This is a genomic window from Methanoculleus methanifontis (genome assembly GCF_030464365.1).
GTDB lineage: Archaea > Halobacteriota > Methanomicrobia > Methanomicrobiales > Methanoculleaceae > Methanoculleus > Methanoculleus methanifontis.
Genome location: NZ_VCYI01000006.1, coordinates 131,770 through 152,261, shown reverse-complemented (window position 1 = coordinate 152,261; position 20,492 = coordinate 131,770). Strand labels below are relative to the sequence as shown.

23 protein-coding genes and 2 tRNA genes are annotated in these 20,492 nt (G+C 56.2%); 7 read left to right on the top strand and 18 right to left on the bottom strand.

All coding sequences use genetic code 11. The annotated features are described in order from the left end of the window. Positions 1 to 458 precede the first annotated feature (458 nt). Positions 459 to 1,373 carry a DNA methyltransferase gene (locus FGW20_RS06350; RefSeq protein WP_301677240.1) on the top strand — a complete coding sequence of 305 codons (915 nt, stop codon included), beginning with the start codon at positions 459 to 461 and terminating at the stop codon, positions 1,371 to 1,373. Between the two features lie 11 nt (positions 1,374 to 1,384). Then, on the top strand, positions 1,385 to 4,249 hold the full coding sequence (locus tag FGW20_RS06345) for a restriction endonuclease (protein ID WP_301677239.1): 2,865 nt from the start codon (positions 1,385 to 1,387) through the stop codon (positions 4,247 to 4,249). Between the two features lie 545 nt (positions 4,250 to 4,794). On the opposite strand, the gene FGW20_RS06340 is transcribed toward FGW20_RS06345, so the two are convergent. Next, positions 4,795 to 5,043 carry a hypothetical protein gene (locus tag FGW20_RS06340; RefSeq protein WP_301677238.1) on the bottom strand — a complete coding sequence of 83 codons (249 nt, stop codon included), beginning with the start codon at positions 5,041 to 5,043 and terminating at the stop codon, positions 4,795 to 4,797. Positions 5,044 to 5,250: 207 nt separating this feature from the next. On the opposite strand from FGW20_RS06340, the gene FGW20_RS06335 reads away from it, so the two are divergent. Next, positions 5,251 to 5,442, top strand: a complete 192-nt coding sequence (locus FGW20_RS06335; RefSeq protein ID WP_301677237.1) for a hypothetical protein — start codon at positions 5,251 to 5,253, stop codon at positions 5,440 to 5,442. Between the two features lie 676 nt (positions 5,443 to 6,118). Here the strand turns inward: FGW20_RS06335 and FGW20_RS06330 are convergent. The 5 genes from FGW20_RS06330 to htpX form a co-directional block, all read right to left on the bottom strand. Next, positions 6,119 to 7,066: a hypothetical protein gene (locus FGW20_RS06330; protein WP_301677236.1), complete on the bottom strand. Its 948-nt coding sequence runs from the start codon at positions 7,064 to 7,066 to the stop codon at positions 6,119 to 6,121. Further along, positions 7,063 to 7,581, bottom strand: a complete 519-nt coding sequence (locus FGW20_RS06325; RefSeq protein ID WP_301677235.1) for a DUF6932 family protein — start codon at positions 7,579 to 7,581, stop codon at positions 7,063 to 7,065. Before FGW20_RS06325 ends, FGW20_RS06330 begins: the two co-directional genes overlap by 4 nt. Positions 7,582 to 8,225: 644 nt before the next feature. Then, positions 8,226 to 8,299 (bottom strand) — tRNA-Val (locus tag FGW20_RS06320). A 2-nt stretch (positions 8,300 to 8,301) separates the two neighbouring features. Further along, positions 8,302 to 8,372: transfer RNA gene (locus tag FGW20_RS06315), tRNA-Gly, on the bottom strand. Positions 8,373 to 8,445: 73 nt separating this feature from the next. After that, positions 8,446 to 9,339, bottom strand: coding sequence for a zinc metalloprotease HtpX (htpX, locus tag FGW20_RS06310; RefSeq protein ID WP_301677234.1), 894 nt, complete (start codon positions 9,337 to 9,339; stop codon positions 8,446 to 8,448). A 140-nt stretch (positions 9,340 to 9,479) separates the two neighbouring features. On the opposite strand from htpX, the gene FGW20_RS06305 reads away from it, so the two are divergent. Together FGW20_RS06305 and FGW20_RS06300 are read left to right on the top strand one after the other, a co-directional pair. Continuing rightward, positions 9,480 to 10,244, top strand: coding sequence for a sulfide-dependent adenosine diphosphate thiazole synthase (locus FGW20_RS06305; protein ID WP_301677233.1), 765 nt, complete (start codon positions 9,480 to 9,482; stop codon positions 10,242 to 10,244). A gap of 43 nt (positions 10,245 to 10,287) precedes the next feature. Beyond that, entirely contained in the window at positions 10,288 to 10,938 is a 651-nt protein-coding gene (locus tag FGW20_RS06300) for a putative phosphothreonine lyase domain-containing protein (protein WP_301677232.1), read from the top strand. 65 nt (positions 10,939 to 11,003) lie between these two features. Here the strand turns inward: FGW20_RS06300 and FGW20_RS06295 are convergent, their stop codons facing one another. The 10 genes from FGW20_RS06295 to FGW20_RS06250 form a co-directional block, all read right to left on the bottom strand. After that, on the bottom strand, positions 11,004 to 11,150 hold the full coding sequence (locus FGW20_RS06295) for a 50S ribosomal protein L40e (protein ID WP_011845081.1): 147 nt from the start codon (positions 11,148 to 11,150) through the stop codon (positions 11,004 to 11,006). A 28-nt stretch (positions 11,151 to 11,178) separates the two neighbouring features. Continuing rightward, on the bottom strand, positions 11,179 to 11,757 hold the full coding sequence (rdgB, locus tag FGW20_RS06290) for an RdgB/HAM1 family non-canonical purine NTP pyrophosphatase (RefSeq protein ID WP_301677248.1): 579 nt from the start codon (positions 11,755 to 11,757) through the stop codon (positions 11,179 to 11,181). Next, positions 11,754 to 13,337: a bifunctional N(6)-L-threonylcarbamoyladenine synthase/serine/threonine protein kinase gene (locus FGW20_RS06285; protein ID WP_301677231.1), complete on the bottom strand. Its 1,584-nt coding sequence runs from the start codon at positions 13,335 to 13,337 to the stop codon at positions 11,754 to 11,756. Before FGW20_RS06285 ends, rdgB begins: the two co-directional genes overlap by 4 nt. A 79-nt stretch (positions 13,338 to 13,416) precedes the next feature. Then, positions 13,417 to 13,569 carry a 30S ribosomal protein S27ae gene (locus tag FGW20_RS06280; RefSeq protein WP_301677230.1) on the bottom strand — a complete coding sequence of 51 codons (153 nt, stop codon included), beginning with the start codon at positions 13,567 to 13,569 and terminating at the stop codon, positions 13,417 to 13,419. Between the two features lie 3 nt (positions 13,570 to 13,572). Further along, positions 13,573 to 13,866, bottom strand: a complete 294-nt coding sequence (locus tag FGW20_RS06275; protein WP_301677229.1) for a 30S ribosomal protein S24e — start codon at positions 13,864 to 13,866, stop codon at positions 13,573 to 13,575. Positions 13,867 to 14,089: 223 nt separating this feature from the next. Next, complete coding sequence (locus FGW20_RS06270; protein ID WP_301677228.1) at positions 14,090 to 14,575, bottom strand: GTP-dependent dephospho-CoA kinase family protein; 486 nt, start codon at positions 14,573 to 14,575, stop codon at positions 14,090 to 14,092. Beyond that, positions 14,575 to 14,775, bottom strand: coding sequence for a transcription elongation factor subunit Spt4 (spt4, locus tag FGW20_RS06265; protein WP_301677227.1), 201 nt, complete (start codon positions 14,773 to 14,775; stop codon positions 14,575 to 14,577). Before spt4 ends, FGW20_RS06270 begins: the two co-directional genes overlap by 1 nt. A gap of 1 nt (position 14,776) precedes the next feature. Beyond that, complete coding sequence (locus FGW20_RS06260; protein WP_301677226.1) at positions 14,777 to 15,343, bottom strand: DNA-directed RNA polymerase; 567 nt, start codon at positions 15,341 to 15,343, stop codon at positions 14,777 to 14,779. A gap of 8 nt (positions 15,344 to 15,351) precedes the next feature. Beyond that, positions 15,352 to 15,732, bottom strand: a complete 381-nt coding sequence (locus FGW20_RS06255) for a type II toxin-antitoxin system VapC family toxin (protein WP_301677225.1) — start codon at positions 15,730 to 15,732, stop codon at positions 15,352 to 15,354. Further along, positions 15,729 to 16,964: a translation initiation factor IF-2 subunit gamma gene (locus FGW20_RS06250; protein ID WP_301677224.1), complete on the bottom strand. Its 1,236-nt coding sequence runs from the start codon at positions 16,962 to 16,964 to the stop codon at positions 15,729 to 15,731. Before FGW20_RS06250 ends, FGW20_RS06255 begins: the two co-directional genes overlap by 4 nt. A 207-nt stretch (positions 16,965 to 17,171) precedes the next feature. Between FGW20_RS06250 and nikR the strand changes: the two genes are divergently transcribed. After that, on the top strand, positions 17,172 to 17,594 hold the full coding sequence (nikR, locus tag FGW20_RS06245; protein ID WP_301677223.1) for a nickel-responsive transcriptional regulator NikR: 423 nt from the start codon (positions 17,172 to 17,174) through the stop codon (positions 17,592 to 17,594). On the opposite strand, the gene FGW20_RS06240 is transcribed toward nikR, so the two are convergent. After that, positions 17,591 to 17,881: a DUF2098 domain-containing protein gene (locus FGW20_RS06240; RefSeq protein WP_301677222.1), complete on the bottom strand. Its 291-nt coding sequence runs from the start codon at positions 17,879 to 17,881 to the stop codon at positions 17,591 to 17,593. The two genes, nikR and FGW20_RS06240, sit on opposite strands and share 4 nt — an antisense overlap. A 53-nt stretch (positions 17,882 to 17,934) precedes the next feature. On the opposite strand from FGW20_RS06240, the gene FGW20_RS06235 reads away from it, so the two are divergent. Next, positions 17,935 to 19,110 (top strand): YcaO-related McrA-glycine thioamidation protein, encoded by a 1,176-nt coding sequence (locus FGW20_RS06235; protein WP_301677221.1) that lies wholly within the window; start codon positions 17,935 to 17,937, stop codon positions 19,108 to 19,110. Between the two features lie 410 nt (positions 19,111 to 19,520). Here the strand turns inward: FGW20_RS06235 and FGW20_RS06230 are convergent, their stop codons facing one another. Further along, a complete protein-coding gene (locus FGW20_RS06230; protein ID WP_301677220.1) occupies positions 19,521 to 20,489 on the bottom strand; it encodes a histone deacetylase family protein in 969 nt (322 codons plus the stop codon). Positions 20,490 to 20,492 lie beyond the last annotated feature (3 nt).

Sequence of the window (20,492 nt, the reverse complement as noted above, 5' to 3'; positions counted from 1 at the left end):
ATAGCCATTCGTCGACACTAACTCTGCTCCTTGTTGTTGGTTTCGTCATTAACACAAGGAGCAACGGTTTTATAGATCTTTCCCCTCAGATGGAGCCGACCCTCGACTAGAGGGTTTCAACAGAGCCGTTCCTTCGTCAAAATGATACGATTCTTCGTTCCACCAAAGAAGGAGTTGAAGAGATACGCGAATATTTTACGGAACTAAGACGGAAGCACAATGATAATTGGGACCAAATTGGGTCTGATCTGAGAGAATTTTTCCGCTCATTAGATGATGATGATCCCCGGAAGCCTTTATCTAGGTTTAACAAAGTAGATGCAAGAGGACCATACAGGGACGACCGGGATATCAGTTGGCCTGGGGGTGGGGGTCCGTCTTATGACGTAGTACACCCAATTACCGGTAAGGTCTGCAAGGTTCCAAGGCGTGGTTGGGTATTTCCAACCATAGAACGGATGCAGGAAGAAATTGAAAAAGACAATGTCGCTTTTGGACCGGATGAGACTACTGTACCTAGTTTGAAATCATATCTTTTTGAGAATGTAACACAGGTTATGCGAAGCGTTACATTCAGTTATGCTCAGAAAGCAACACAAGAATTTGATGCTTTGTTTGATGGTCATCATATCTTTGATAATCCCAAACACTATGCTGATTTATCTCAAATTGTGGAATATTTAACTGATGAGAATGATTTAATCCTTGATTTTTTCGCAGGGACATGTCCTACCGCTCATGCTGTTTACAATTTGAATTTAAAACGTGAAACTTATCGGAATTTCATTTGCATTCAGTTGCAAGAACCTGTAAACAAAAAAGAAGCTTCCGGCAAGAATGCACTGGAACTAGGCTACAAAACTATCGCAGATATTGGAAAAGCTCGGATACATCGTGTTCTTAGTAACACCCAAAATGAAGCACAAGGACAACAACCTCTGCTTATAGATCGCGCATATCGTGGGGACTTTGGTTTCCGGGTATTCAAACTTGGAGAATCGAATTACCGACAATGGAAGGGAGTTGATGAGAAAGATGGTGAGGCGTATGTGGATCAGATGAGTTTCTTTACCGACCTTCTCACACCCGGATGGACGCCCGAAGATGTTATCTGGGAAGTTGCGCTCAAAGAAGGCTATAGTCTCTCGTCGCTCATCGTAAATCTCTCCGGGATAACTGGTAATCAGGTCTGGCGTGTAACAGACCCCGATAGAGATCAATCATTCTACATCTGCCTTGATGACGTACTGAAAGAAGAGACAGTGCAGGCTATGCGGCTTAATAAGGAAGACCTCTTCGTCTGCCGTGACGCTGCACTTACGGATGAAATGGCTGTCAACCTTGCCTTGCAGTGCAAGCTTAAGATTCTCTAGGGATGTGCTGCATGGAGTTTAAGTTCGATGCCAATCAGGAATTCCAAGTTCAGGCAGTCGACGCTATCTGTGATCTGTTTGACGGACAGATTCACATACGGGCACAGGTGAGTTTCAATGCCGGGACATTTACCCTGGCTTCTATCCCAAACCGTCTGGACCTGGATGATGTCACGCTTCTAAAAAACCTTCAGGATGTCCAGCGGCGAAATGGCATTCAACCGGACGAGCGCTTAGAATACATTGAGGAGACCATTCAGACAGTCGACGGGGAGAAGGCTGCCCGCTTCCCGAACTTCTCCGTGGAGATGGAGACCGGGACGGGGAAAACCTACGTCTATCTCCGAACAATTCTCGAACTCAATAGGCGCTATGGGATGAGGAAATTCATCGTCGTCGTGCCTTCTGTTGCTATCCGTGAAGGTGTCTTCAAAACGCTGAAGGTGACGGCAAAGCACTTCCGGGAACTGTTCGGCAATCCAGTATACCGCTATTACAAATACGACTCTGCCAACCTCTCCCAGGTGCGCCAGTTTGCGCAGAGCGATAGTGTTGAGATCATGGTGATGACGCTCGACTCGTTCAACAAAGCGTCAAACGTGATTCGCCAATCAACCGACCGCCTGCAGGGAGAGACCCCGTTATTCCTTGTGCAGGCAGCACGGCCTATTCTGATCCTCGATGAGCCTCAGAACATGGAGAGCGAAAAGGCTATCGCAGCGCTGGCGACGCTCGACCCGCTCATGGCTCTCCGCTATAGCGCGACACACCGCAACCCCTACAACGTGGTGTACCGTCTCACACCAGCCGAGGCATACCGGCAGGGACTCGTAAAGAAGATAGAGGTTGATTCTGTCATCAGGGAAAATGCAGAGAACCAGCCTTATCTGCGCCTAGAGGCTATCCAGACGCAGAAGAGAACCATCACTGCCAAAATCACCGTGCATAAACTCATGAAGAGCGGTCAGGTGAAAGAGACCGCTATCACGGTGCGCCCTGGCGACTCCCTGGAGGAAAAAACCAACCGCGCTGAATACGCCTCTTTTATGGTCGATGAAATCAATCCCGGTGCTGGATTTGTGCGCTTTGCCAATAACATTGAGCTTGGCATAGGTGAGGAGCTGGGCGCTGATCGCGATGTGCTCTTCGATGCCCAGATCCGGCATACTATCGAAGAGCACATGCGTAAGCAGGCGCGGCTTAACGAGAAGGGCATTAAGGTCCTTTCACTCTTCTTTATTGATAAAGTCGCGAACTATGCCTCTGAAGATGGCATCATCCGGAAACTCTTCGATCAAGCCTTTGACGATCTGAAAGCGCGATACCCCGGTTGGAATGAGTTATCACCGTCTGAAGTGCGCGCGGCCTATTTCGCCGAAAAACGCCGCAGAAGTGGCGAGACCGAGGCGCTTGATTCTGTCTCCGGCGAGACGAAAGAAGATGAAGCTGCCTATGACCTGATCATGCGCGATAAAGAAGCCCTGCTCAGTTTCCCAGGTCCTGGCGATGACGAGGAGACCCGGCGCAAGAAACAGGTATCCTTCATCTTTTCGCATTCGGCCCTGCGTGAGGGATGGGATAACCCGAATATTTTCCAGATATGCACGTTGAATCAGACGGTATCGGCCATCAAGAAGCGTCAAGAAGTCGGGCGCGGCATCCGGTTGGCGGTCGATCAATCGGGGAGACGACTGCATGATAACGCTGTCAACATTCTGACGGTCATCGCAAACGAGAGTTACCGGCGGTACGTCGAGACTTATCAGGATGAGATTGCTTTCGAGTATCGGTCGGAGATTGAGGGCAGATATGGGAAATCCATTAGTGATCTCTCCGATGAAGAGCGCCGGAAGGTGGAGGAAGAGTACGGTGAGGGTATCCTACCTCCGCAGCCCAGACAGGCCGGAGAGCAAAAAGCGAAACTCCGGAAAGCGCGGGTACTTAGTGAGGAATTTAAGGAGCTCTGGGAGCGCATCAAACACAAAACCCGGTATGCTGTACGAATCGATACCGAAGCGCTGCTTGCTGAGGTTATCTCGGAGGTTGATCGGGCTGATATCGCCCCGCCACGAGTGACGATAACCAAGGCTTCAGTGATTGCCGGCGATGATGGCATCTTTGAGGCCATGCAATTAAGTCAGGCAAAGAACGCTGCTGATCTGGCGGGACGCTGGCCGCTGCCGAACCTTATTGACCTCATGGCAGACCTCATGGAGAACACGACGCCACCGATACGCCTTACTCGCCGGACGCTCCTTGAGGTCTACCGCAGAGCAGGGAACAAGAAAGCAGCGATTGATAACCCACATGAATGGGCGACGGTTGCGATACGCATCATCAAAGAGAAACTTGCTATTCAACTCGTGAGAGGGGTTGAGTACATCCGTATCTCTGACGGCCCTGGAGCTGATAGTCTGCCGGATGATGAGAAATGGTATGAGATGCGGCAGATTCTTGATGATACCGAAGTTGAACTCTTCAGTAAGTATATCGAGCCTACAAGAGAGGAAAGATCTGTCTATGACCTTGTGCCCTGTGATTCCGATGTGGAGCGGCAATTTGTACGGGATCTGGAAGCCCGGCAGGATGTAAAACTCTACCTGAAGCTGCCGTACTGGTTCACCGTCCCGACTCCGGTAGGGGAGTATAGGCCAGATTGGGCTATTGTAATGGAGAGCAAAGAGGAGGCTGAAAAACCGATTCTCTACCTTGTCACCGAAACGAAGGGTTCACTGAGAGAAGCCGAGCTTCGGCCGAATGAATGGCGGCGTATCCAGTGTGGAGCGGCACACTTCGGCTCAAAACAGCTCGGAAGGAAAGGAGCGCTTGAGGAAGTCGATTACAAAGTTGTGACCAAGGCGCGAGAATTGCCGTGAGATAGCCCGCAGTATCGTTCACTTTGGCCGGAACGCTGGCGGCACACCCTCGTTTCTCTCCCATTTTCTCCTATCATTTTTCTTCTCAGATTTTCTCCTGTGTTTCTCTAGGCATTCTCCCTCTTTCTCCACATGGTTTTTCCTCTGGAAAATCTATTCTCCCTGTCCATCGCGAAGAGAAGGAGAAAAGAGAGAGAAAGAAGTTAGATATTCATTTTTGTGGGAGTAAAAAGGGGAAAAGGATTCTCCTCTCTAGGAGAACTTTGGAGAATTATTCATAACAAATGGAGAAATGAGGAGGATTCTCTTCTCTTCTCCAGAGAAGACAGAAGAATTCTCCTCCAGTTTGTTCACCACTGGCATATACTTCGATCCCACCGAAGAACTTCAAAAACATCCTCAAATACACGCATATCTCCGGCATTTATGGTGATGAGCAGATCGCGCACGATCTCAAGCGTACTGTGTATGCGATGCTCTGCGATGATATCTCATATTTTGGGGTTTAGGGTCTGTATTGGAGTCAGAAAAAGGGTAATTAAGGATTAGCGCTTTGAAATTTCTTCAATGACTTCCCTGATCATATCGGATTTTAATTTAATCAGCTCTTTTTGATTTTCGCGCTCTTCTTCCAGGGTTTTTGCTCTCATCAATTGACCAATTAATGCCTGATTTAAGTTCGGATACTCCCCGCCCTCAACTTTTCCCTCCAGCCATCTGTATAATACATTTGGAATTCGCCCAGATATTGGAGAAGCGCCAGATCGTTCTGTCATTGATTCAAAAAGTATCATGCGAGAAGTCTGTTTAATCTATGTATGCCATGGTATAGCATATGGCATACATTTTATACGGATGTATGCCAATACCCTGTCATGGAAAACAACACGCGGCGTACTGTGAGTGCCCGTCCCCCCCTTCTTCATCCCTGTAGACGGATTGAGGGGATGGCGCGCGATGGTAAGTATTCAAATTGGGATAATCACGGGGGTGTCGATAGCATGAAAGTTGCGATCTGCCCCCGATGCGGTGCGGATGGCATCAAGATCGGAATCACTTCACTGCCTGATAGTGATGAAGCCTATGAGCAGTACTGCTGCCTGAAGTGCGGGCATGGGTTCATGCTCCGTGAGGAGGATTCTGATTGCCAGGAGATCATCAGGGGAGCAGACGCCGATATTATGCGACCATGAGAGAACCAAGCGGAGGGGGAGTTGATGTGATGGTCATTGATGAAAGCATGGTAGAGTGGGATGTCCTCTTGTAGATCATTGAAATGGTTTTTCCCGGATTGTTCACCATCCCGGCAGTTGCAACCAATTAAGCAGGACCATGCAAATGGTCACAGAAAAACGTCAGCAGCCACCACCTGCACTTGCGCGCAAGCTGCCACCTCTGGTTTTCTCGTATTCTCGTTTTTCTCAAGGAGAATTTCTCTTTCTCTTCTCCTTTTTCTCTCAAGTACTCTCAAATTTTCTCTTACTTTTTCTCTTCTCCTCCGCTGTTTTTCTCCTGTAATCGACTGTATTCAGTTGTGACAAAATGCCAGCCAGCCGCTTTGAGGTCGAGATGAGTGTGAGATAGCCTGATCAGGCCATTAACTGTTCACGTTGCCGCCATGCCCCGCGACGGCATCCCTCGTCGTCAGATCGTCGAGGGGACCTCAGCTCTCTATGGCGTCCCGGCGGAGTGTGGAAGAGGTCGCGGCCGCAGGAGAGACAGACTGTGATCTGATACCGGGTGTTTCGTGAGGAAAAAGCGGTTGTAATCAGGATTCAATTCTCGCAGAAAGCTAAATCATCAGTCTTCCAAAATTTTTGTCAGATCCCGGGAAACTATATGGACAGAAAAAAGGTTTCTTCTGAGCGTTCACGATTGTTTTAGTTCTATCAACTCCCATTCATCATACTCTCTATCAGTTGCCTCCGCGTATTTGATAGTATGCTTAAAGGTTGCAATGACCTCTTCATCCAAAACTTGCCTTTTCACTGCAGAATCTAAGTGATCACTATATTTCCCTCGAATATGCCTCCCTTCGGGAAGCTCAAAATGAAATGACTTGTCATGCGTGTCAATTCCGCGAATCCTACCACTATAACTCTCAAGTTGTTCTGGCATTTCTTCCACATCCTCAATTACTCTTAAGATTGTACTTGCTAATTCTTTTGTCACCGTGCGCGGGGTGAAAGTATCCGCTTTAAATTGATCATAGAGAGTAATATTTGCCTTATTTGATTTCAAGACGTGGATAAATCTCTTGTACTTATTAATTACTCGCGTCCCTACAATCCCTCTGATATCCTTTATTTTTTGAATATCCGCTCCACACTCAATTAAACTATTAAACTTTTCAAGGGCAATAAACGAGGCAGGAGTGTCAATTGCAGGGTTACTTGAAATAATTATACGAAATGAACCCGGTGCTGTAGCAGCCACATTTAATAGGGCTAAATTTTTGACTTCATTGGATATAGACCCACTTGAGGTTTCACCTCGATAGTCCTTTTGAACGATAGAAGTAATGGTATCTTGAAGAGAACTACAAAAATCACCTAAAAATGACAAGGAGATCTCAGAGCCTGAAACACTCTCCCCAGTGAGAACTGCATCGAACGTTCTTTGTGTTCGCAGTTTTTCTGACTCCTCAAGTTCTGTAAATAGTTGATTCCGGCGATGTTGAAGGCTTTTCATTCCAATTATTAACGACAGATCTTCGGGGAACTGCTCGATTAACCTCGCATTCTCAACTATTAACTTATTGAGGTCTCCTAGTTCATCTTTGATTACTTTCGGGGGTCTTGCAGCAACTTCACTCATTGTAAGTTCCCCTCCTCAGCAAGTACTTCCACATGAGTGTCCGAAGATAGATTAAACTCGATCAGACCCCTCGGTCTATCCGCCCGATCTTTTTCGAACCATTTTCTCCAATATGCACTCATATTGATACCCTGAGCGTGTTTCGGGCTTGCAAGGGGGTACATGGGTATGAGGAATAAATGGCAGTTATATATATTCTTTACCTGATCGGGGTCTGTTGTCATTGCGAAATTCATCGTTTCATCACGCGACTTGAATTCCTCAGCATTGAAATGGATTACTAAGTCCACATCATCGGGATCTACTTTACTTGATGTGTAGCTACCTGCAACCCATTGAATATCTGCGACTTTGAATGATGCAACCATCATTGAAAAATTTACAAAGTCAGTATATAGACTAGGACGAGTCACAGAGCTAGGAAAATCGACCACAAACCGGTCTTTAAACTCAGCTAGATCGGGACAGTATATACCAGGAGGGATATTTCCGAAATTATCGAAATCTGGTATCATATAATTAAAATTTAATTGTATATTAAAAAGTACTTGTGCTATATGCGCATATACGGAACAAAATATTTTACTGCCACTTATAATCAATGTCAATTAATGGTTCTTCGAATATAATATCTAAGTCAGTGAATTACCTCTAGGATTTTGGATTATATGCACTTATTCGATATATTGCTCAAAAATGTGGCGGCAAAGGATGTATGCTCGTGCTTTTCAATGGAGTGACGTAGGGACACCGCGCATAAAGTTGCTCCTGAATTACCCCTTCCAGTCCACACTCGCCCCCACACACTAGACCCAGCCCCTTTAGCATCCCGTGTGGGCGCATGGCCCCTGCACTCTGTTGTTTGACACCCGGCGTTTAAGGCCCCCTCACGCAGAGAGTTAGATATACCGAAAGTGTGCGCACATGTGCGCACATGTGCGGACAGGAGAAAAGAAACATGGAAAACAGAGAAAAGAAGAAAACAAGCAAACTGCATCGAGTTAGGCCGCGATTGAATTTATCTATCGACCCTGAGAACCACGAGTATTTAAAGGAAATCGGCATTAATGCGTCTCGATTGCTCGATAAAGCAATATCCGAACTCCGAAAGGTATCGCACCACGGATTTGTTCTCATTTCAGAAAAGAAGGAAGAATTATGGGCTCGGCCGGATTTGAACCGGCGATCTCCGCCGTGTGAAGGCGACGTCATAACCAGCTAGACCACGAGCCCCATGCATCGACCGGGAATTGAACCCGGGCTATTGGCTTGGAAGGCCAAAGTCATACCACTAGACCATCGATGCAATGCACGGTATGCCTACATAGATTGACCGTGCTGAATATTAAATATTGGGTGGGAGAGGAGCCGGGGCGGGTCTAATACCCGCGCCGCTGTGCCTGCAGTTCCTCGAGGGCGGCCACCCGCTTCTCCAGCGGCGGGTGCGTGGAGAAGAGCTCCATCAGGGTGTTGCCCGAGAGCGCCGGGATGATGAAGAAGGCGTTTGCGCCCTCCACTTCCTGCTTCTTCTCGGCAGGGACGTAGTCCATCCGCCCGCTGATCTTCTGGAGCGCCGATATCAGCGCCCGCGGGTCGTCTGTCAGTTCGGCGCTGCCCCGGTCCGCCGCGAACTCCCGGTAGCGGGAGAGCGCGCGGGTGAGCAGGGTGCTCAGGACCCAGACGAGGATCGAGACGATGTAGACCAGGATCAGCGCGCCCATGTTGTTGTCGCGGTTGCCGCCGCCACCGCCGAAGAGAGCCATGAAGAACCAGTTGCGCATGATCAGGAAGGCGAGCATCGATATGAAACTCGCCATCGTCAGGGTCAGCATATCCCGGTTCTTCACGTGCGACATCTCGTGGGCGAGCACCGCTTCGAGTTCCTCGCGGTTGAGCGTCCGCATGATCGAGTCGGTGACCGCCACGACGGCGTTCTTCGGGCTCCGGCCGGTCGCGAACGCGTTCGGAACCGGGGAGGTCATGATCCCTACCCTCGGTTTCGGGAGGCCCGCTCTCGCGGCCAGGCTCTCGATCATACGGTGCAACTCCGGGTACTCGTCCTCCTCGACAATCCGGGTGCTGGTGCTCCAGAGCACCAGTTTATCGGAGAAGAAAAACTGGAGGAACGCCATCCCGGCGGCCACCAGCAGGAGGAACTCAAAGGGGAATCCCAGGGCGGAAAGGACGCCCAGGAAGATCAGGTAGACTATGAGGAGCAGGAATGACGTGAGAAACATCCTCATAGTGAGACCGAAGTCGCGCGTCCACTTCATGATAGAAACATATTGTGCAGGATCGCTATTAAGGTCTGTGCCACTCTCCCCGGTTGCTTCTGCTTGAACCGCGATCCGGTGCGTTTTCCCCACACGCGCCAGTGCTCTTATCTCTCTCCGGCGATATAAATAAGGTTCAAATGACGTTGAACGAAGTGACCATCAGCAGGGCCATTCTCGAGGAGCAGCACCAGGCGCTCATCGACCACCTCGAGATGGACGCCGCCGTCATCGGCGGGGGCCCCTCAGGGCTCGCCTGCGCCGCGCTCCTCGGCGAGAAGGGTGTTAAGTGCGCACTCATCGAGAAGAAGCTCAGTATCGGCGGCGGCATGTGGGGCGGCGGGATGATGTTTCCCCGGATCGTCGTCCAGGAAGAGGCACGGCGGCTCCTCGACCGGTTCGGTATCGCCTACAAAGCGTTCGAAGAGGGCTACTATGTCGCGAAATCGGTCGAAGCGGTCGCGAAGCTCACCGCAGCCGCCTGCGACGCCGGGGTCGAGTTCTTCAACCTCACCACCGTCGAGGACATCATGATCCGGGGCAACGGGAGAGTCGGCGGCCTCGTCGTCAACTGGACGCCGGTCGATATGGCCGGGCTGCACGTCGACCCGCTCACCATGGCCTGCACCTGCACCGTGGATGCCACCGGCCACGACGCCATGATCGCCCGGATGGTCGAGAAGAAAGGCGGCGCGCTCAAGGTGAAGGGCGAGAGTTTCATGTGGGCCGAGCGTGCCGAGTCACAGATCCTCGCCCACACGAAAGAGGTCTTCCCCGGCCTCTTTGTCACCGGGATGGCGGCGAACGCCGTTGCCGGGGAGTGCCGCATGGGGCCGATATTCGGCGGGATGCTGCTCTCCGGGGAGCGTGCCGCGGAGCTCGTTGCAGAAAGGCTCGGCCGGTAACACTTCAAAATTCTTTTTACTCTCCCGGCGGTTACCATTAGGTATGGAAGAGATCGATCCGGAGACCCTGGCCGAGGTCGCGTATGGGATCTTTGAGGTCTACCTCAATCGCGAGATCCGTCTCCGCGGCCCGTACCTGTTCGAACTCGTCGAGCAGGGAGCTGATTTTGAGGCCGATGTCCGCGAGATCTTCGGGCGGTTCGAAGAGGACTACCCCGAGCTCGCAGAAGCCCTCCTCCGCCGATTCGGCGGGATCGATGCAATCTATGCACCCCTCAGGGAGGGCGAAGGAGTCCTCCCCTCGAAGACAACCCGGATGTACTGGATCGTCCAGGATGCCCCCGGGCCCTCTGAGAGAGGTCTCGACGACGACCAGGTGGGGAAATGGCTCATATTCGTCGCTGCCGAAAAAGTGGACGAGGCGTGGCGGGAGGTTCGGGACGAAACGGTGAAGGGGACTCTCGGGATATCCGCGAAGGTCAGCACCGCCAAACCGAACCCGGACTCGCGCGACGAGCGGTCGGTCATCTACATCTATACCCGGGACTGGGCGGACGAGGCGGACGTGATGCGGGTTCGCGAACGGCTCAGGGAACTCGGTTTTGAGGAGCGAATCGGCTACAAGCGTAACATCGAGACCTACCGGGGCGAGTACAGCGAAGAGGGCAGAAAAGTCACCTATTACAGCGCCTGAAGAACCGGGCGCTCATCCGTAAACAGCGCAGAAAAAGAGTATGCCGGGGGGCCGGACGAGCGGCGTTATGCCTTCCGTTCCTTGGACTTGGCGCGGAGTTCGTCCGAGCCGCACTTTCGGCAGCTGGTCGCGCGGATTGCGTTCCGGGCGTTGCATTTCATACAGATCTTTACGTTGAGCAGACGTGCTTCAGCTTCGGGAAATCTCGCCATGTTAAAAACACCACTTGTCAGTTGGATACTATTCGTTCTTGCTCATATTAACAGTTCTGTCGTCTCCGGCCTCCCGCTCTACCCAGGCGCGGAACGCCTCGAGTGCCCGTGCCCGGTGAGAGATCTTGCTCTTCTCGGCAAGCGGGATCTCGGCGAGCGTACGCCCCTCGTACTCGAAGATCGGGTCGTAGCCGAACCCTTCGTCCCCCCGGGGGGCGACGATCGTCCCCGGCAGGATTCCCCGGAAGACCCGGATGCCGTCCTCGCGCGCGAAGGCGATCGCCGTCTCGAAGCGGGCGCTCCTCTCCTCCGCGCCCTCCATGAGTCTCAGGATCCCGGCGTTGCCGATGGTGTCGTGGACGTAGGCGGCGTACGGGCCCGGGAACCCCCCGAGCGCGTCGACGAAGAGCCCGGTGTCGTCGACGATCAGCGGCCGGGAGAGCGTTCTGTAGGCGAACTCCGCCTTCCCGCGGGCGATCTCCCCCACGTCGGCGTGGCGGAACTCCGGGCACTCCAGCGCGACGTGCTCAATCGTGAGCACCCCCGCGAAATAGGCAGCCACCTCCTGCGCCTTGTTGGCGTTGCTCGTCACCACCGCGACCTTCAGAGGTACCGCCCCCGCAGTTCGACCTCGTGCTCCCGGGCAAGAACCTCGTCCGCCTCCGGGAAGACGCCCGCGTAGCCCTCCACGAAGGCCGCCTTCAACTCCTCGAAGTTCTCCGTCGTGCTCTCGAGCGTCTGGAAGAAGACGTGGAGATCAACCCCGCGGCTCTCGACCTCGGACGACGTCGACGCAAGCCCGAAGTCGATCAGGGCGCACTGGCCGTCGCGGACGATCATGTTGCTCGTCGTCAGGTCGCCATGAACGATCCCCGTCCCGTGCAGCCGCCCGACCGCCTCGCCCGCGAGCCGGATCGTCTCCGGCGCGGTGACGTACTTCAGCACCTCGCCTTTGACCCGCTCCATCACGATCGTATCCGCGGTGACGTCGCGGATCACCGGGGTGGGGACGCCCGCTCGCCGCGCCGTCGCGATCAGGCGCGCCTCCGCCCGTGTCCGTTCCGCGATCAGCCGCCGATCGAGAGCCGGGTAGCGGTAGCGCTTGCTTGTCCGGCGCTTGACGACGTCCTCCTCACCGATCTCCACGACCGCCTCCGCGCCGCGGGCGACACCGCCCTCGTGCGGCCCGATAGAAAAGACCTCGCCGGGCTCCGTCCGCCAGGCGACCTCCACCTCGTCGGCCCGGTAACCGGGGCGGATCTGCGACTGATCGAGGGGGAGGGTCACACCGTGCTCCAGCATGACCTTGCCCGTATAGGCGATCATTGCGCCGTTGTCGCCGAGGAACGTCCGTTCGGGAACAGCGAACGCTGCCCCCCGCTCCTCGCACATCACCCGGAGCATCTCCTGCAGCCGGCCGTTCGCACCGACCCCGCCGACCAGCAGCACCTCGTTCTTGCCCGCATGCGCGAGCGCGCGCTCCGTCACCTCGACACACATCGCAAACGCGGTCTCCTGCAGGCCGGAACAGACGTCTTCGAGCGGCGCGCTACTCTCCTGGGCGGCGCTGATGAGTCCCGAGAAGGCAAGATCCATCCCCTTCACCGTGTAGGGGAGCTCGATGTAGTTCCCCTCCCGTGCAAGCCTCTCGATGGCGGGCCCGCCCGGGTGCGGGAGATCGTGACTCCGGGCGAACTTATCGAGTCCGTTCCCGAGCCCGATATCCAGCGTCTCCCCGAATATCCGGTAGCGGCCGTTCAGGTAGCCGAGCACCTGCGTGTTCGCGCCGCTCGCATAGAGAACGATCGGGTCGGAGAACCCGGTCGCCCACCTCCCGATCTCGACGTGCGCCACGCAGTGGTTGACGCCGACGAGCGGCACATCAAGGGCGATCGAGAGGGCGCGTGCGGCGGTCGCCACCGTCCGAAGGGACGGGCCGAGCCCCGGCCCCTGGGAGAAGGCGATCGCCCGGATTCGCTCCGGCTCCGTAAGCACCCGGGCAACGACCTCCTTCATCGCTGAGGCGTGGTGCTGCGCGGCCTCCCGCGGATGAATCCCGCCTTTCGGCGGGACGTACGGCGACGAATGGAGGGCGACCAGGCCATCTCCGAAGAGAGCGGCACTGAGGTTCCACGCGGTTCCTTCAAGTCCCAGCACCAGCCCGTTGTCGGGCACCATATCAGGCATAAAACAGGTATCGCTCCGTTACGAGAAAATGGCCGGCCGCGGCCGATGCCGCGTCCGTATCTTGTATCCAGGTGAGGATCTACTTCTGGAACTCGGTGTAACCGCACTTGCCGCAGGCCACCCGATCCTTGTGCGCGGCCATCAGCACGCCAGGGCCGCACCGGGGGCAGTGCCGCTTCTGCAGAACCGCTGTGTCGCCCTTGACTTCGTAGCACTCGTATCTCTTGACCATGCGTTACTCCTCGCTCTCCGCCTTCGGCTCGCCGCGCTTGAGCAGGTACTCCCGCTCGGTCGACTTCTTGCTCTCCTCATCGTCGTAGATCCGGGCACGGCCGAAGAGTTCCATCTTCCCGAACCGGGTTCTCTCCAGGTCTAACACGAGGAGGTTCTCATCCTTGTTCTGCAGTGCGGCGAGCTTCTCCTGAATGCTCTTGCGAGAAGGCGTCGCTCCGTCGAAGGTGAGAGTAAAATCGAGTTCTCTCCTCTTCAACAACTCGTTCCTCACATCACGGGTAATTTCGAAGTCCATCGATATCCCTAAAATATTGTTGACGGATTTATTTATACTCTGGGATGGGAGGTCGGGGTCGTTCCAGTGCACCTGCCTCCCGTCTTCTAGGTAGTTGTATCCCGCTTGAGGCCGTGCAATTACCTCTGCGGTCAGCTCACGCGAAGACGCGAAAGGAACCTGCAGGCAATTGTACTGAAATTCAGATGAGGTACCGTAAAAAGATAGTATGTAGTTCCTTTCCTCACTCGCGCACGAAAACGCTCAGCATGGATGCGGCTTTCTGCTTCGCCGCCGCGTCCACGAGCCGGAGGACGACCCCCTCTCCCGGCTGGCCGTAGAGGACGGCGGCCCCTTCCGGCGCGGCGATGACGAGCGGGATGACCGCGAGATCCTCCTCGCCGTCGACGAAGATTACCCCGGGAGGGTTCCCGACGACCTCCTCGATCGCGCCCTCGAGTTCGTCGGTGATCGTGCCGGGAGGGTTCTTCACCGTCAACCTTCTGGCCCGGAGCAGGGGCGACCGGGTGCAGGGCGTGCGCATCGTGTAGCCGTCGATGATCGCGATCTCGGGGACGATCCCTGCGGCGAGGAGATTATGGGTCACCACATCGCCGACGGCGTAGACCGCCCGGCCTTCGAGCCGGGGGATGAGTTCGTCGATGCTCCCGTAGAGAGTTCCGAACGGCTTCTTGAAGAGACCCCGGTGCGCTTCGGGAAGCCGGAGCATCAGCGGACCTTCAGCGCGTACCTGCCGGCCATGGTGATATTCATCTTCTTTGCGATCTCCGAGCGCTCCGGATCGATGATCACGACGTAGCCCGCCCAGTCCTCGCTCAGGTTGGCCGTGCCGCAGATCACACAGCTCTCTCCCTCGACGACCCGGTGGCACTCGCGGCAGACCTTGAGCACCTTCTTACGGACGACCATCCTATGCCGCCCCCTTCTTCTCCTCTTCGAGTTCCTCTTCCAGCCAGGTCGTGGTTCCAAGGCCCGACTGGCGCATGGTGAGGCCGATCTTGCTCTCTCTGGGCTCGCGCTCGTTCAGCGAGAGTGCAACGATCCGGGCCCGGATCCCGTCGCCGACGGCAATCGATCGCTTCGAGTCCTGGCAGACCAGTCTGCCGTTCTTCTCGTCGTAGTTGATGTATTCGTCCGATATCTGGCTCACGTGGAGCATGGCGTCGATGGGCCCGAGGCTGACGAAAGCGCCGAAACTCGTCGTCTCGACCACCTGGCCCTCGATCACTTCCTGGAGCCCCAGGCGGAGCACCGCCGCCTCGAACCTGACGTCGTAGTAGACGGCACCGTCTCCGGGGATCAACTCCCCCTCGCCGACGTTGAGAATATTCGTGACCGCAATGAAGATGCCGATCTCCTTTGCGATGCTGCCTTCCAGTTGTTCCTGCAGTACGTTGAGGATGACCTTCTCCAGGTCTTCCCCGAGGCGGTGCGGCGGAACGCGCACCTTGTCCTCCAGCGTCATCTTATAATACATGATTTCACTTATCCCCTCATCAGCTCCAGTGTTCTCCCTCTCCGCATCGAAACAACGTCGATTCCCTCGCGGAGGAGAGCGTTCCGGAGCTGGCGATCATTCGTCACCACGGTGCATCCTTCCCGCCGGGCATACTCGGTTACCCGGTCGTCCACATGCTCAGCACGACTCTCGCTCGGGACGACCGTCGAGCGCCGGGCCATCGCAAGGCCCACGCGGGCGGCAGCCGCATCGCGGCCGTGGCCCCGGGCGAGCCCCGAGAGTTCACCGATCACCTCTTCGAGCGTTATCGGTTCGAAGTCCCCGAAGAGGGCCATAAGCTCGTCATAAAGGTCGATCCCGAACTGAACCGGCATCAGCAGGGCGTTCGTGTCGAGGAGAACCCTCACTCGACCAGAACACCCATGCCGATCAGCCGCCATCGTCCGCCGACCTGCCTGCTGATGGCGATCCGTGCGCCGACCTCCGCGCAGACCGCCCGTTTCAGCTGAACCTCCACCTGGTTCTTCTTCGTGTTCACGATCACGCCGACGGTGACGGCGGTGCCGACCGAGAGCATCAGCGGCTCCTTGTGCTTCAAGGGCTCGATGATCTGCTCGCTGTCTGCGCCGACCACCCGGTCCATGAGCGTGACGTCGAACTTCAGCCGTTCCCAGACCGGCGGGAGTTTACCCGTGAGCCCGGCAACCTGCCCGGCGAGGGCGTCGCTCTTCGTCAGGGCCGGATCGAGTTTCGTCGCGACGCCGAGGAGGCCCCCGGGCGACGCCTCGGTCACGCCGGTCTTGCCTGCGTTGATGGAGGTGATCTTCGTCTCGATCGGCTCCCACTTCGTCCGGTTCTCGATCTGGACCTGCCGGCCGGGGCGGATCTCGATCTCATCCCCCTCACGCAGTACTCCCCGGATGAGCGAACCGCCGATGACGCCGCCCTTCACGTCCCGCCAGCTGCAGCCGGGTTTGTTGACGTCGAACGACCGTGCGATGAGCAGCAGCGGGTCGATCTCCGGATTGCGTTCGGGTTCCGGGATGACCGTATCAAGCGTCTGGATCAGAGCACCGATATTGATTCCCTTTTGCGCGGAAACCGGGATGATAGGTGCGTTCTCGGCAATCGTGCCCTTGATGAACCGCTTGATCTGTTTGTAGTGCTCCAGTGCCTCGGCCTGCGTAACCACGTCGATTTTGTTCTGGACGATGACGATCTTCTTGATGCCGATCAGCTCGAGCGCCATCAGGTGTTCCTTGGTCTGGGGCTGCGGGCAGACCTCGTTGGCAGCAATGACGAGCATCGCGCCGTCCATCAGCGCGGATCCCGAGAGCATCGTCGCCATCAGCGTCTCGTGACCCGGGGCGTCGACGAATGAAACCGTCCGGTACGGAACCGCCTTTTCCCCGCAGTTCGGGCATTCCGGTTGGGAAGTGTAGGCATCAGCCCCCTCACAGTTCTCGCAATTGTAAAAAGTCGTGTCCGCGTAGCCGAGCCGGATGGAGATGCCGCGCTTGATCTCCTCGCTGTGCCTGTCCGTCCAGGTTTTGGTCAGCGCGCTGACCAGAGTGGTCTTGCCGTGATCGACATGACCTACGAGCCCAATATTGACACCGGGAATGAATGCATCTCGCAAAAGTTTTCGAACCTCCTTATCCAATATATAGTGACACTACTTATACATAATCGGTAGGGATTATTCTGTCGCCCGGTACCGCTCTTTTATAGTGCGCGCATCGATCTCCCGGTTGTCACCTCCTGTTCGGCATACGAAGTATGAATAATGCCCTGGTTGTTAGCGAATATTTATACTCTATGAAGTGAGATATGAAAACTGATCGCAATGCCAGGCGATACTGAACTTTCACGTATCGGGATCTCTCTCCCCAAGAACCTCCTCGATAAGTTCGACGAGATCCTGAGCCTCCGGGGGTATTCCTCCCGTTCCGAAGGGATACGGGATTCAATACGAAGTTATATCACGCACTATCAGTGGATATCCGACGTAAAAGGCGAGCGCCAGGGGGTCATCACCATGGTCTACGAGCATGACCAGCGGGGCCTGCTCCAGACGCTCACCGAGATCCAGCACCAGTATGCCAGCAACATTCAGGCATCTCTGCACTCACACGTGACCCACAACAAGTGCCTCGAAGTGATCCTGATCCGGGGGGACGGGGCCGTACTGAAGGATATTACCGAGAGATTGATGGCACAGAAAGGTGTTGAGGCGGTGAAGCTCACCACCATACCGGTCGAGGGTTAACCGCCGCCCTCGCAGCTCTGATCGATCCCTTTCTCCCAGACCTCCTCGAGTTGCTCCTGGAGTTCCTGGTGCTCCTTGAGGTAGTCCTCAAGAGAGCGGTCTTCTCTCTCTCTCTTCCCGGTCGTTTTATCGGCGCCGATGAGTTCGTCCATCCGGTAATAAAGTCCGGTGCTGTCGATTTCGGCATACCTCCGGCCGTCGATCTCCTCGATCCGCACGACCTTGCCGGTCGTACCGGTGCGGGGGTACCGGACGACTGCGCCCACTGCTACGTCATCCGTGCTCATAAGAGGTAGTATATCTGCCATACTATTAAGGTATCACCTCCAAGGTATCTTCAATGGCAATCACGATTCGTCCGGTAGAGAAACTATACTTTGATGGAACCCACCGTTCCCGGTCTCCGGAGGAGACCCGTGCCGCCGTGGAACCGCTGATGACGGAGATCGGCGTCACCGAGATCATCGACGTCACACCACTCGACCGTATCGGGATCCCGGTTTTTACGGCGGTTCGGCCGGGAGCGGCCCGGGGAGCGACTCGTGTTCACGCGGGAAAAGGCAAGGAGCCGGTTCACGCCCGTGTCTCGGCGATGATGGAGGCGCTCGAGCGCTACTGTGCCGAGTACCGGGGCGACCGGATGGAGTACGCGACGTACGAGGAGATCGGCCCGAGAAGGGCGGTGCATCCCGAAGACCTCCTCCTCCCCCGGGAGTTCGAACAGGGGGAGAAGGTTCACTGGACGCCGGCATGGGATCTCTTGAATAACGAGGAGACCTACGTCCCGAGCAACGCTGTCTTCCACCCCTACGACTCGCTCGGCATGGCGATCCCGCTCTTTCGGAGCGATACGAACGGGCTGGCATCAGGGAACGTCATCGAGGAGGCGATCCTGCACGCCCTCTTTGAGGTGATCGAGCGGGACGCGCTCAGCGTCGCCGACGCAAAACGCGACCTCGGCCGCCGCCTCGTCATCGAGAAGAAGTGCGCCGCTCGCGAGGTCATCGATCGGTTCGAGGAGAACGGGATCGATATCCACCTCTGGCTGCTCGACGGGAAGACCGGTATCCCCACGGTCGCGGCAGCCGCGGACGATACCGTCACGAAGGATCCGGCGATGCTCGTCATCGGTTCGGGGACGCATCTCTCCCCGGAGATTGCCGCGCTCCGCGCCCTGACCGAGGTCGCCCAGAGCCGGGGGAGTTACCTGCAGGGCGGCCGCACCGACCCCCAGCGGGAGATGATCATCCGGAAGGCCGGATACGAGCGGCTGAAGCGGATCAACAAGATGTGGTTTGCCGACGCGGATGCCGTCGATATCACCGCCGTCCCCGATGCGAGCACCCGGCGGTTCGACCTCGACATCCAGCAGGCGCTCAAGGAGATCGGCCCCCACACAGACAGGGTCTGCGTCTGCGACCTCTCAAAGACAGCGGTGCCGGTGGTCCGGGTCATCGTCCCGGGCTTCGAGGTCTCCTATATGGACCCCGACCGGAAGCGGCCGGCGCAGGGGTAACGCGCTTCAGGCGTTTGAGTTCTTCGCGCTCTTCGCGGCTCGAAGCCTACGGCTTCTCAAACGCCTTCCCCAGAGGGGAAGTCGTTCTTCGCGTGAGTGAACGGCGTACTGGAGTGATGCAGTCTCACGCGAAGGCGCGAAGCCGCGAAGTGCGACTGGCCGAAGGGCAGGAGCATGAGCCCCGCCAGGTGCGAAGTGCGAGTGTAGCGAGCATGAGAAGCCATCAGGCTTCGAAGTGCGACTGGCCGAAGGGCAGGAGCATGAGAAGCCATCAGGCTTCGAAGGAGAGTTGCTCTCATATACACCGATCTTCGCGTTCTTCGCGGCTTCGCGTGAGTTAACTGTTTTACAAGTGATGATACGTCCTCACGCGAAATGCGACGGCCTATTTGCCTGTCGAAAGGGGCTGCTTAACAGAACCTGACCTTCTTCAGGAGATCCACGACCCTCTCCGTGCCGCGGTTCAGCGGCCTCTCCGGAGGCTCGAACCGCTTCCCTGCGAGGGCCTCGAATATTGCGCGGATCGCCTCCCCGATCGACGGGCCGTAGCCCCCCTCAAGCGTCAGCGCAAGGGGGAGATCCGTGCCGTCGACGAGCATCCCGGCAAGCACGCCGTAGTCCTCGGGCTCGAGGTTCATCCGCCCGTGCTCGTCGTCGGCGAGACTGTCCTGCCCGGCCGAGATGATCAGGACGTCGGGGCGGAACCGGGCGATTGCCGGGACAAAGATTTCTTCGAAGACCTGCGCGTAATCGGCGATGGTCGAGCCCGCGCGAAGAGGGGCGTTGAGGGTATACCCCCGGCCTCTCCCGGTGCCGATCTCGTCCACCCACCCGGTCTTCGGGAAACTGTTCTCCTCGTGCACCGAGCAGTAGAGCACCCGGTCGCTCCCGTAAAAAGCCGTCTGGGTGCCGTTGCCGTGGTGCAGATCCCAGTCGAGGATCGCCACCCGGTCGACCGACTGGAGTGCTTTCGCCGCCGCGACGGCGGCGTTGTTGAAGATGCAGAACCCCATCGCCCGGTCGGGTTCGGCGTGGTGGCCCGGGGGACGGACCAGGGCGAAGAGGTGCTCGCCGTCGAGTGTCCGCTCCACTGCCGCAAAGGTCGACCCGGCGGCGTAGGATGCGGCATCGAAGGAGTGGCAGGTGACGTAGGTGTTCACGTCCAGAAAACAGGTCCCCGTCGCCATCTCCCGCACCCACCTGATGTATCGCGGGTCGTGAACCCGCGCGAGATCGGTCTCGGTGGCGCGGACGGGAGCACGCCACCTCACGTTTTTTGGGATCCCCGAGAGGGCCGCCCGTAACCGGGCACCCGACTCGGGGTGAGCCTCCATGTCGTGCCTGGTAAAGACGTCACCGTAGATGACTGAAGACCGCATCCT

Coding starts and splice junctions, on each gene's coding strand:
- FGW20_RS06285 (WP_301677231.1), bottom strand. CDS start 13,337: ATGCCTGATATGGTGCCCGACAACGGGCTGGTGCTGGGACTTGAAGGA.
- FGW20_RS06240 (WP_301677222.1), bottom strand. CDS start 17,881: ATGAGCACGGATGACGTAGCAGTGGGCGCAGTCGTCCGGTACCCCCGC.
- nikR (WP_301677223.1), top strand. CDS start 17,172: ATGCCAGGCGATACTGAACTTTCACGTATCGGGATCTCTCTCCCCAAG.
- spt4 (WP_301677227.1), bottom strand. CDS start 14,775: ATGGTCGTCCGTAAGAAGGTGCTCAAGGTCTGCCGCGAGTGCCACCGG.
- FGW20_RS06260 (WP_301677226.1), bottom strand. CDS start 15,343: ATGTATTATAAGATGACGCTGGAGGACAAGGTGCGCGTTCCGCCGCAC.
- FGW20_RS06280 (WP_301677230.1), bottom strand. CDS start 13,569: ATGGTCAAGAGATACGAGTGCTACGAAGTCAAGGGCGACACAGCGGTT.
- FGW20_RS06345 (WP_301677239.1), top strand. CDS start 1,385: ATGGAGTTTAAGTTCGATGCCAATCAGGAATTCCAAGTTCAGGCAGTC.
- FGW20_RS06325 (WP_301677235.1), bottom strand. CDS start 7,581: ATGATACCAGATTTCGATAATTTCGGAAATATCCCTCCTGGTATATAC.
- FGW20_RS06295 (WP_011845081.1), bottom strand. CDS start 11,150: ATGGCGAGATTTCCCGAAGCTGAAGCACGTCTGCTCAACGTAAAGATC.
- FGW20_RS06330 (WP_301677236.1), bottom strand. CDS start 7,066: ATGAGTGAAGTTGCTGCAAGACCCCCGAAAGTAATCAAAGATGAACTA.
- FGW20_RS06300 (WP_301677232.1), top strand. CDS start 10,288: ATGGAAGAGATCGATCCGGAGACCCTGGCCGAGGTCGCGTATGGGATC.
- FGW20_RS06335 (WP_301677237.1), top strand. CDS start 5,251: ATGAAAGTTGCGATCTGCCCCCGATGCGGTGCGGATGGCATCAAGATC.
- FGW20_RS06350 (WP_301677240.1), top strand. CDS start 459: ATGCAGGAAGAAATTGAAAAAGACAATGTCGCTTTTGGACCGGATGAG.
- FGW20_RS06270 (WP_301677228.1), bottom strand. CDS start 14,575: ATGCTCCGGCTTCCCGAAGCGCACCGGGGTCTCTTCAAGAAGCCGTTC.
- FGW20_RS06275 (WP_301677229.1), bottom strand. CDS start 13,866: ATGGACTTCGAAATTACCCGTGATGTGAGGAACGAGTTGTTGAAGAGG.
- FGW20_RS06230 (WP_301677220.1), bottom strand. CDS start 20,489: ATGCGGTCTTCAGTCATCTACGGTGACGTCTTTACCAGGCACGACATG.
- FGW20_RS06340 (WP_301677238.1), bottom strand. CDS start 5,043: ATGATACTTTTTGAATCAATGACAGAACGATCTGGCGCTTCTCCAATA.
- FGW20_RS06305 (WP_301677233.1), top strand. CDS start 9,480: ATGACGTTGAACGAAGTGACCATCAGCAGGGCCATTCTCGAGGAGCAG.
- FGW20_RS06235 (WP_301677221.1), top strand. CDS start 17,935: ATGGCAATCACGATTCGTCCGGTAGAGAAACTATACTTTGATGGAACC.
- htpX (WP_301677234.1), bottom strand. CDS start 9,339: ATGAAGTGGACGCGCGACTTCGGTCTCACTATGAGGATGTTTCTCACG.